The organism is Mucilaginibacter humi (genome assembly GCF_013087555.1).
The window spans coordinates 1-9,030 of record NZ_JABFCR010000081.1 but is presented as its reverse complement, the minus strand read 5'-3'; the positions used below and the strand labels follow the sequence as shown (position 1 = coordinate 9,030).

At 42.5% G+C, this 9,030-nt stretch carries 15 protein-coding genes and 2 pseudogenes; 10 read left to right on the top strand and 7 right to left on the bottom strand.

Features of this window, described 5'->3' with window-relative positions:
• From HK413_RS18805 to HK413_RS18780, 7 genes and pseudogenes are all read left to right on the top strand, one after another.
• The coding region (locus HK413_RS18805) for a hypothetical protein (protein WP_246230594.1) at positions 1-196 on the top strand (196 nt) is incomplete at its 5' end.
• A gap of 206 nt (positions 197-402) precedes the next feature.
• A complete protein-coding gene (locus tag HK413_RS18800) occupies positions 403-519 on the top strand; it encodes a hypothetical protein (protein ID WP_317169632.1) in 117 nt (38 codons plus the stop codon).
• 449 nt (positions 520-968) lie between these two features.
• Positions 969-1,151, top strand: a complete 183-nt coding sequence (locus HK413_RS15705) for a hypothetical protein (protein WP_217452342.1) — start codon at positions 969-971, stop codon at positions 1,149-1,151.
• A gap of 110 nt (positions 1,152-1,261) precedes the next feature.
• Positions 1,262-1,495: a hypothetical protein gene (locus tag HK413_RS18795; RefSeq protein ID WP_317169633.1), complete on the top strand. Its 234-nt coding sequence runs from the start codon at positions 1,262-1,264 to the stop codon at positions 1,493-1,495.
• A gap of 14 nt (positions 1,496-1,509) precedes the next feature.
• On the top strand, positions 1,510-1,722 hold the full coding sequence (locus HK413_RS18790; protein WP_246230593.1) for a hypothetical protein: 213 nt from the start codon (positions 1,510-1,512) through the stop codon (positions 1,720-1,722).
• Positions 1,712-1,780: pseudogene (locus HK413_RS22530) on the top strand (hypothetical protein); the annotation flags it as partial. The gene HK413_RS18790 and the pseudogene HK413_RS22530, both read left to right, overlap by 11 nt.
• A gap of 83 nt (positions 1,781-1,863) precedes the next feature.
• On the top strand, positions 1,864-2,028 hold the full coding sequence (locus HK413_RS18780; protein WP_246230598.1) for a hypothetical protein: 165 nt from the start codon (positions 1,864-1,866) through the stop codon (positions 2,026-2,028).
• Positions 2,029-2,064: 36 nt separating this feature from the next.
• Here HK413_RS18780 and HK413_RS14175 read toward each other — a convergent pair whose 3' ends face one another.
• Positions 2,065-2,328 carry a hypothetical protein gene (locus tag HK413_RS14175; RefSeq protein ID WP_175270590.1) on the bottom strand — a complete coding sequence of 88 codons (264 nt, stop codon included), beginning with the start codon at positions 2,326-2,328 and terminating at the stop codon, positions 2,065-2,067.
• Between the two features lie 818 nt (positions 2,329-3,146).
• Here HK413_RS14175 and HK413_RS14170 point away from each other — a divergent pair.
• The 3 genes from HK413_RS14170 to HK413_RS14160 all read left to right on the top strand — a co-directional run bounded on the left by HK413_RS14170 (position 3,147) and on the right by HK413_RS14160 (position 4,334).
• Positions 3,147-3,554 (top strand): hypothetical protein, encoded by a 408-nt coding sequence (locus HK413_RS14170; RefSeq protein WP_217452341.1) that lies wholly within the window; start codon positions 3,147-3,149, stop codon positions 3,552-3,554.
• Positions 3,555-3,858: 304 nt separating this feature from the next.
• A complete protein-coding gene (locus HK413_RS14165; protein WP_175270588.1) occupies positions 3,859-4,089 on the top strand; it encodes a hypothetical protein in 231 nt (76 codons plus the stop codon).
• Positions 4,074-4,334: a hypothetical protein gene (locus tag HK413_RS14160; protein WP_175270587.1), complete on the top strand. Its 261-nt coding sequence runs from the start codon at positions 4,074-4,076 to the stop codon at positions 4,332-4,334. Before HK413_RS14165 ends, HK413_RS14160 begins: the two co-directional genes overlap by 16 nt.
• A gap of 1,746 nt (positions 4,335-6,080) precedes the next feature.
• Here the strand turns inward: HK413_RS14160 and HK413_RS21685 are convergent.
• From HK413_RS21685 to HK413_RS14135, 6 genes and pseudogenes are all read right to left on the bottom strand, one after another.
• Positions 6,081-6,335, bottom strand: a complete 255-nt coding sequence (locus HK413_RS21685) for a DNA integrity scanning protein DisA nucleotide-binding domain protein (RefSeq protein WP_317169630.1) — start codon at positions 6,333-6,335, stop codon at positions 6,081-6,083.
• A 202-nt stretch (positions 6,336-6,537) separates the two neighbouring features.
• Positions 6,538-6,696 (bottom strand): hypothetical protein, encoded by a 159-nt coding sequence (locus tag HK413_RS21680; protein ID WP_317169629.1) that lies wholly within the window; start codon positions 6,694-6,696, stop codon positions 6,538-6,540.
• Positions 6,697-7,170: 474 nt separating this feature from the next.
• Positions 7,171-7,368, bottom strand: a complete 198-nt coding sequence (locus tag HK413_RS15700) for a globin family protein (RefSeq protein ID WP_217452339.1) — start codon at positions 7,366-7,368, stop codon at positions 7,171-7,173.
• Positions 7,369-7,495: 127 nt separating this feature from the next.
• Complete coding sequence (locus tag HK413_RS22525) at positions 7,496-7,648, bottom strand: hypothetical protein (protein ID WP_394353196.1); 153 nt, start codon at positions 7,646-7,648, stop codon at positions 7,496-7,498.
• A 757-nt stretch (positions 7,649-8,405) separates the two neighbouring features.
• Complete coding sequence (locus HK413_RS14140; protein ID WP_175270585.1) at positions 8,406-8,597, bottom strand: hypothetical protein; 192 nt, start codon at positions 8,595-8,597, stop codon at positions 8,406-8,408.
• 30 nt (positions 8,598-8,627) lie between these two features.
• Positions 8,628-8,831, bottom strand: a pseudogene (locus HK413_RS14135) (hypothetical protein); the annotation flags it as partial.
• Between the last annotated feature and the right edge of the window lie 199 nt (positions 8,832-9,030).

The following is a 9,030-nucleotide window of genomic DNA, read 5'->3' as shown; positions in this document are numbered from 1 at the left end:
ATTACTCTGGGGGATAATTGGCGCGGTGGTATTTAATGCGTTTCCTATTCATATTTGTCGGGGCGGCGTTAATAGAAGAGTTTCATTGGATCCTGTACCTGTTTGGGAGGCGTTCACGGACAATACAGGTATAACTATGTTTGTAAACCACCTTGAGGAAGAAGAAGATAGACCCCGAAAACCATACGGTTGTTAAGCTGGCTTCTAAATATTTTTCAACACCCGCAGTTTGAAGGCAGCAAATTCTTTGTTAAAATAGATAGGAAAAAGTTTATTACCCTTTACGTTCAGTGCTATTAATTATCGAGTTACCGACCTTGTTTTCGCGGTCGATTCTATCAGCTATATATTCTCGATCACAAGGACCCTTATATCGTATTCTTTTCTAACATATTCGCCATTATGGGCCTGCGCTCTATGTTCTTCCTACTGGTTAATATTATCGATAAGTTCCACTACCTTAAAGTTGGGTTGGCTGCCTTGCTGGCTTTCATAGGCCCTGAAAATGCTATTAGCTAATTGCGTCGACCAGATAGGGTTGACTACGGGCCAGTCATTATTAATAATACTTGGCATTTTTATTGTCAGTGTAGTTGCATCGCTAATGTTCCCCAAGAACAAAGCAACACGCATAAATAACTTAATCAACATTGGATGATAACAAAACCCAGTCTGTTCCCTCTTTATTTGAATGGGCAGGTGGTAGTATGTCGCCCATGTTTGAGCATGATTGTTTAACCTATTTTATGATAAGGTATTAGCTGATGATATTTTAGAGCCGGTATTTAAGCATATGTCGCCACAGCACCGGCTACACATGCTTTTATTTTGTTGCCGAGGTTTTTGGTGGCCCGAAACTATATAGCGAAAGTGAAGGAAGCCATTTCCAAATAGTCCAAAAAACACACGGCTAAACATAACCCAGCAGCACCGAAAACGCTGGATGGAGTTGTTATTAGAAACAGCCGATGAACTACAATTACCTGATGACCCTGAGTTCCGCTCTGCATTTATGGCTTACGGAATGGGGAACCCGCATTGCTGTGCCCAATTCGAATTTAGATAATGTAGATGAAGACCCAAACATGCCCATGCCAAAATGGGATGGGGCGTATTACCGGGCTTGGCCATATGGGGTAAGTGGAGGATAAATAACATCTGCATGTCAAAGAGATAAGCGATCTCAAATCTCCTGTCCCAAATCTCACATCTAAATATTAACTTCGTGAATGCACAGTTTAGATCTCAGCCTTTTTAAAAAATAACACCGCTTGGCGTTTTAGACATCCTGCTGGTAGCTTTTATAATATACCGGGCTTATAGCTTTACGGTACGCGGCACCATAGCGGTAAATATCCTGTTGGGACTGGGTGTGATCTATGTGCTTTATTTTGTGGTGAGCAACTTGCATATGCCGGTGCTTACTAAAATATTGGGTTATTTTAAAGATGCTAGCTTAATTATCATTATTGTAGTTTTTTCAGCAAAGAGATAAGGCGCTTTTTACTGTTGGTGGTAAGAATGCATCACTGCAGCGCAATAAAGCACGGTGGCGCTATTTCTTCGGGGAAAGTGCAGGATGAGAAAAGCAACTATGCCCGTATTAAACCCATTATTGATGCCTGTAAGATATTAAAACAAACCCGCACCGGTGCGCTGATAGTTTTCGCTAAATATTACGACGAGCAATTTTACCAGAATAGCTTACGTGATGGATGCTAAATCTCTAAACGATTATTGGAAAGCATCTTCAAAAACCAGCCCGCTGCATGACGGCGCGGTAGTAATTACTGAGAACAAAATTAAATCGGCCAGTTGTATTTTGCCGTTGACGGATAGGTTGACCTGCCAGCTCAGTTTGGCTTGCGCCACCGGGCCGGCATTGGTGTTACCGAGGCTAACGAGGCCTGGCGATCATCATATCCGAAGAAACCGGCGAGATCAGCTACGCCAAACGGGGCAAAGTTAAAAATGAACATCAGCTTCGCCGAATTGGAAAAACTATTGAATAAAGATTTTTCTATTTAACACTAAGGGGCGAACTTCAACGCCATCCACAACCTTTTAGGCGATACTGTTGGATAATATACCCGTGGTTGCGTTTTTCCCTACTATCGGCATTGTGTACGCTGTCCTGTCAGTTTGCACAATAGGCATACGCGGATCTGTATTTGCCGGTTTGGCAATAGGCATACGGTCTGGATTAATCGCAGCGGTAGTATTTAGTAATTGATTTACGCTAACATTTTCATACACGGTTACTGTAGATGGTTTATAATCAACTGTATCTGCTGTTAGTTTGGTCATTTTTTCCAAACAATTCTGCATTGGGTTTTGATTTTAATAGTGTTAATTGATTGGGATTGCAGGTGCAAACATTGCCAGCCGGTTTATTTGTATTGGTAAGTAATGATTTTTGAAGAAGGGTGGTGCTTGTACGCTGTGCATTTACCACTATAGCGCCGCTGCTTATAACGGGGTTGCAAATAATCTTTTCATAATGCATAAGGTATATACTAAGTTAATAACACAAAGTATTGTTCCCTAATTATTTAACATTTTTAACAATTGGCTAAGCTGATTTTAAAGCCATATGCAATTTTTCGTTACATTCTGGCATATAAATTATTTCTCGCCCAACTTTAACCTATAAATACGTTTTGTGTAAGCAATGTTAGCCTCAAAGTTAAATTTCTGCTGTTTATTGCCATGCTTATGTTTGTGGCTAAACCATTTTTAGGTTTTAGCTTGCGCTGCCAACGCTATTTTTAAGGCGCAGCAACCGTGTAGTCAAAACATACTGGTAAAATCATTTGCTAAGCGAAAGCTGGAGTTTAACGAAAACAGCGAGTACAACCCCGCCAAAATGAAAGCGAAACTGGCTAACCCCCGGTTTGCCGGTGGTTACACTTTTTGCTTTTGCCTTATGCACAATATTGCCATTGGTACTGCGGCAAGTAAAAACTATTACCGGTAGCTTGCTGGCAGCAATAACTTACGGTCTTTGCCCGCCGCAACCACTATACCTGCTTAGTGGTAAGCTAACAGATTTTAATAATACTCTGCAATCTTCTTAATTGTGCATACATTACGGCTGATGTATGCGGTGTAATTCCATTTATAAAAATTAATTTAAACATTTAATAATGCACTATTTAAAGTACAAGTGCATGGCAGTGTTGTGCTTTTGCATGATGGCTGCTTATGCGCAGCAACCCACACCCCTAAGCTTAAAGGTGTTGCTAAATAATGTAAACCAAAAGGCACCCGCGCTGCTGGCAGACTCATTAGCTGTAAACATTAAAATGGCCAAGGCCAATGAGGTACACAACAACTGGCTGCCAAACCTTAAACTAAATTACCAGGCCGATGTGGGTACTAACAATAACGTAGCCGGCGGCTATTTCGGGTTTGGTATTGTACCGTCAAATTCAAGCGGAGTGCGTGCCCAAACTAATACCAGCACCGCATTGGGTAACAGATATTGCCGCTGGATTGGGGAGATAACTGGGGCTTACGCGGCGCAAAATAAAGTAGCGAGCTCTGATTATTAGTAGAGCAGAACCAGTTTCAACGCTCGCGGGTACCAGTTGCAAACCTATACTATTGGCGGCTACTTACAGTTATTACGCCTGCAGGATTACCTTAAGCATTTAATCGCGCAACATCCAGCGCAATCAACAAATCAGGCGGTCAATACAGTCGCTTGCCAAAAGCGGCCTGCGCCACAGTGTTGACACCAGTATTGCCGAGGCAGAACTATTTAAAGCCCGACTTAATTACATGATAGCTGGATAACCGGATTAAAACGGTGCAATTACAGCTATCTGCCATCAGCGACTTCCTTATCAAACCATAGTGCCCGATAGCTTTGGCTGGTGTAAAACTGCTTACTCAATCAAACGCAGTAACTTGTTGTTAACTGCCGATACGATCGATCATCCTACATCAACGGCTATAAAACTCTGCTGCAAAACAGCCGCGAACGCGAGGTTGTATGAAGAAGCCAACACAACTAAAATACTGGTTGAAAACCCCAGCCTCAAGCGAGCGAAACTTTGGTCCGTTAAGCAATGGCTGGGGTTTTGACAGGAATAATTATTTTAGTGGGTGTTGGCGTATCATACAACCTGTTCGACCTGCGCCGCAGGCCTTTACGCACACAAAAAACGCTACCAGGATGCCGAAAGAGGCTGGATGAACAGCGGACGGCGCTTGCATTGAGCATTAACCCGGTCGATGTAGAATATACGGCACTATGGTTTGATAAGGAGATTCCCAATCAGCTAAAGGCCGCCAATGCACCTGTATCGTCAAAAGCTATCGCTTTATAAGCAGCGGGCTTACAGATATCATTGCCTCTAAATGCTGCAGTAAATACAGCTTTTACCGTGCCGAAAGCGATTACGCGCAGGCAAAATTTGCTTATACCAGCTGGATGTTGCGCGATTGGATGCTTAGGTAATCCTTAAGGCAATAACTGTAAGTAGCCGCCGATAGCTAGGCCAACTGGTAGCGCGAGTTCTAACTGGTTCTGCCTTCTACTAATACATCTTCAGCTCTGCATGTTCACTCTACGACGTGCTGCCAGCATGTTTCATATTTTCAGGTGGTTTGTCGAGGCCCCGGCCGTACGAAGGACGAGCGTAAACCGCCGGTGGCGGTTTCGACACTGATTGCCTTCATAGTCGGTGCTACTGGGCTACGGTGATGCCATCGACGAGGTAGCGATGGCAGATAGCTGTAATTACCTGTTAACTGGTTATCCAGCTCTATGTAATTAAGTCGGGCTGGATAGTTCTGCCTCGGCTCAATACTGGTGTCAACACCAGGGCGCAGGCCGCTTTTGGCAACGGCTGACCACCTGATTTGACAATTGCGCTGAATATTGGTGGATGCTGGTAATCACCACAGGCGCAGCCATACAAGTAAGCTGCACCGTAGTCACTCAGGTTTGCAAGCGTTAACTGATGATTTACTGCTCATCGAGCCTCTGCCGCCGCTGTCGCTAGAATGCGACAACTATTATTAGTTTAGCTTACCACTCAAGCAGGTATAGGTAAAGACTGTAAGTTATTGCTGCCAGCAAGCTACCGTAATAGTTTTTACTTGCCGTAGCAACAAAGGCAATATTGCACATAAGTTCAAAAGCAAAAGTGTAACCACCGGCAAACCGGGGTTAGCCAGTTTCGCTTTCATTTTATAACTGGTACTGCTGTTTTTTGCTAAACTCCAGCTTTCGCTTACAAACATTCTACCAGTATGTTTTGACTACACGGTTGCTGCGCCTTAAAATAGCGTTGGCAGCAAGCTAAACCTAAAATGGTTGGCCACAAACATAAGCATGGCAATAAACAGCAGAAATTTAACTTTTGAGGCTAACATTGCTTACACAAACTTTATAGGTTAAAGTTGGCGAGAAAATAATTTATATGCCAGAATGTAACGGAAAAATTGCAATATGGCTTTAAAATCAGCTTAGCCCAGTGTTAAAAATGTTAAATAATTAGAGAGACAATACTTTGTGTTATTAACTTAGTATATACCTTATGCATTATGAAAGATTATTTGCAACCCTGGACTTATGCTAAGCGGCGCTATAGTGGTAAATGCACAGCGTACAAGCACCACCCCTTCTTCAAAAAAATCATTACTTACCAATACAAATAAAACCGGCTGGCAATGTTTGCACCCAGAAATCCCAATCAATTAACACTATTAAATCAAACTCAATGCAGAATTGTTTGAGGGAAAATGACCAAATCTAACAGCAGATACAGTTGATTATAAACCATCTACAGTAACCGTGTATGAAAATGTTGGCGTAAATCAATTACTAAAATACTACCGCGATTAATCCAGACCGTATGCTCATTGCCAAACCGGCAAATACAGATCCGCGTATGCCTATTGTGCAAACTGACAGACAGCGTACACAATGCCGATAGTAGGAAAACGCAACCACGGGTATATTATCCAACAGTATCGCCTAAAAGGTTGTGGATGGCGTTGAAGTTCGCCCTTAGTGTTAAATAGAAAAATCTTTATTCAATAGTTTTTCCAATTCGGCGAAGCGATGTTCATTTAACTTTTGCCCTGTTTGGCGTAGCTGATCTCGCCGGTTTCTTCGGATATGATGATGTGGCCTCGTTAGCCTCGGTAACACCAATGCCGGCCCGGTGGCGCAAGCCAAACTGAGCTGGCAGGTCAACTATATCCGTCAACGGCAAAATACAACTGGCCGATTTAATTTTGTTCTCAGCAATTACTACCGCGCCGTCATGCAGCGGGCTGGTTTTTTTTTTTTTTCCATAATCGTTTAGAGATTTTAGCATCCATCACTTCGCAGCTATTCTGGTAAAATTGCTCGTCGTAATATTTAGCGAAAAACTATGTTTACCGGTGCGGGGACTGTTTTTAATATCTTACAGGCATCAATAATGGGTTTAATACGGGCATAGTTGCTGTTTTTCTCATCCCTGCACTTTCCTGAAGAAATAGCGCCACCAGGCTTTATTGCGCTGCAGTGATGCATTCTTACCCACCAACAGTAAAAAGCGCCTTATCTCTTGTCTGAAAAACTACAATAATGATAATTAAGCTAGCATCTTTAAAATAACCCAATATTTTAGTAAGCACCGGCATATGCAGGTTGCTCACCACAAAATAAAGCACATAGATCACACCCAGTCCCAACAGGATATTACCGCTATGGTGCCGCGTACCAGGTTATAAGCTGGTATATTATAAAAGCTACCAGCAGGATGTCTAAAACGCCAAGCGGTGTTATTTTAAAAGCGGCTGAGATCTAAACTGTGCATTCACGAAGTTAATATTTAGATGTGAGATTTTGGGACAGGAGATTTGAGATCGCTTATCTCTTTGACATGCAGATGTTATTTATCCTCACCCCATATATGGCCCGCCCGGTACGCCCTCCCAATCCCATTTTGGCATGGGCATGTTGGGTCTTCATCTACATTATCTAAATTCGAATTAAGTACAGCAATGCGGGTTCCCCATTCCGTGTAAGCCATGTGCAGAGCGGAACTCAGGTCATCAGGTAATTGTAGTTCATCGGCTGTTTCTAATAACAACCCATCCAGCGTTTTATGCTGCTAAGGTGCCAGCCGTGTGTTTTTGGATCATTTGAAAATGGCTTCTTCACTTTCATATAGTTTCTGGGCCAACAAAACCTTCGGCACAAAATGTACGTAGCCGGTGCTGTGGCGACATATGCTTAAATACCGGCTCTAAAATATCATCAGCTACCTTATCATAAAATAGGTTAAACAACTGCTCAAACATGGGCATACCACCTGCCCATTCAAATAAAGAGGGAACAGACCGGGTTTTGTTATCATCCATGTTGATTGCTATTTATGCGTTGCTTTGTTCTTGGGGAACATTAGCGATGCAACTACACCATTACCAAAATGCCAAGTATTATTAATAATGACCGGGCTCCGTAGTCAACCCTATCTGGTCGACGTAATTAGCTAACAGCATTTTCAGGCCTATGAAACAGCAAGGCAGCCAACCCAACTTTAAGGTAGTGGAACTTATCGATAATATTAACCAGTAGGAAGAACATAAGAGCGCAGGGCCCATAATGGCGAATAACATGTTGAAAGAATAAGCATGGCAAGCGGTCCTTTGTGATCGAGAATATAGCTGGGATAGAATCGACCGCGAAAAAACAAGTCGGTAACCTCGATACTACACAGCACCGAACAAAGGGGTAATAAACCTTCCTATCTATTTTAATGAAAGAATTTGCTGCCTTCAAACTGCGGCAACGGAAAAATATTTAGAAGCCAGCTTAACAACCGTATGGCTGGGGTCTATCTTCTTCCCCCGTTGCGGTTTACAACATAGTTATACCTGTATAAACAGAACGCCCCAAACAGGTACAGGATCCAATGAAACTCTTTCTGGTTAACGCCGCCCCGACAAATATGAATAGGAAACGCATTACCACCGCGCCAATTATCCCCCAGAGTAATACCTCCAGATAATATCTTTATCAACACCAAAAGCGTAAATATCAATACCATCACAAAATATTATCAACCGAAAGGGCATACTCAACTACATAACCGGTAATAAACCAAGGCCCGTGGTTTATGATATAGGGCCAATTCACCTTCAAAGCGCTAGAGTTAATTGTACTGCCAGGCAGGTGTTTATATTGATCTCCTTTAAAGCGGCGAAGCTATCATTATGCGGCAAAGACCAAAGCTTAGTATTAGCGCATAAAAGCCAAGCACAGACACCCAACGGCTCATAATCCCGGCCTGCTTCTAAGCTACCGGTTTGCTTGAATTGCCAAATAAGCCTGTGTCAATAGCCATCATTAAAAAATGAAGATCAAAAATCCGCCTATAAATAAAAGTTCGCTACCATTACTTGTCTCTTTCTGTCGTAAAGGTCACCAATTGCTCTAACCCAAGCAAGGCGAGTCGCTGCCAGGCAGGCAGGTGACGTAAAGCTTGTCCCGGCTTCTTCATTTGGGTTTCGGTATTGCGTTCTGGTAACATTAACAAATTTAATGATGGCGGCAATTTTTCCGGCTCGTCATTATGGTTCTTTACCAAGTTGATAACTTTTTTCCAGTAGCATCGCAGTTATTTTTTTAACGCACATGGGCAGTAAACCTTTTCTTTGATAATGATACCTACTGGTTTACCGACATCATCCGTGCCAAAATCAAACATATCATCCTTGATCTGGAAAGCGATGTCATTTTCGCCAAACAGGCGCATTTTCGTAGTTTCATCATCACTTTGGCTGATGCCACTGCGCCGGGCAGCAAGTGCTATTAACGATGCTGTTTTGCGATAACATCATAATAAAACAGGCTCGCCAATATCCATGTGGCGCACTTTTTCAATCTGTACAGTCGTCCTCGCTCATTTGTTTACGTGGTTTCTGATACGATCTTAAGTAATTTAAAATCGCTGTTATCAATAGAGAGCAATAAGCCTTTTGATATATAACGCCCACCAAAACAGCTATTTTATTTTTTCC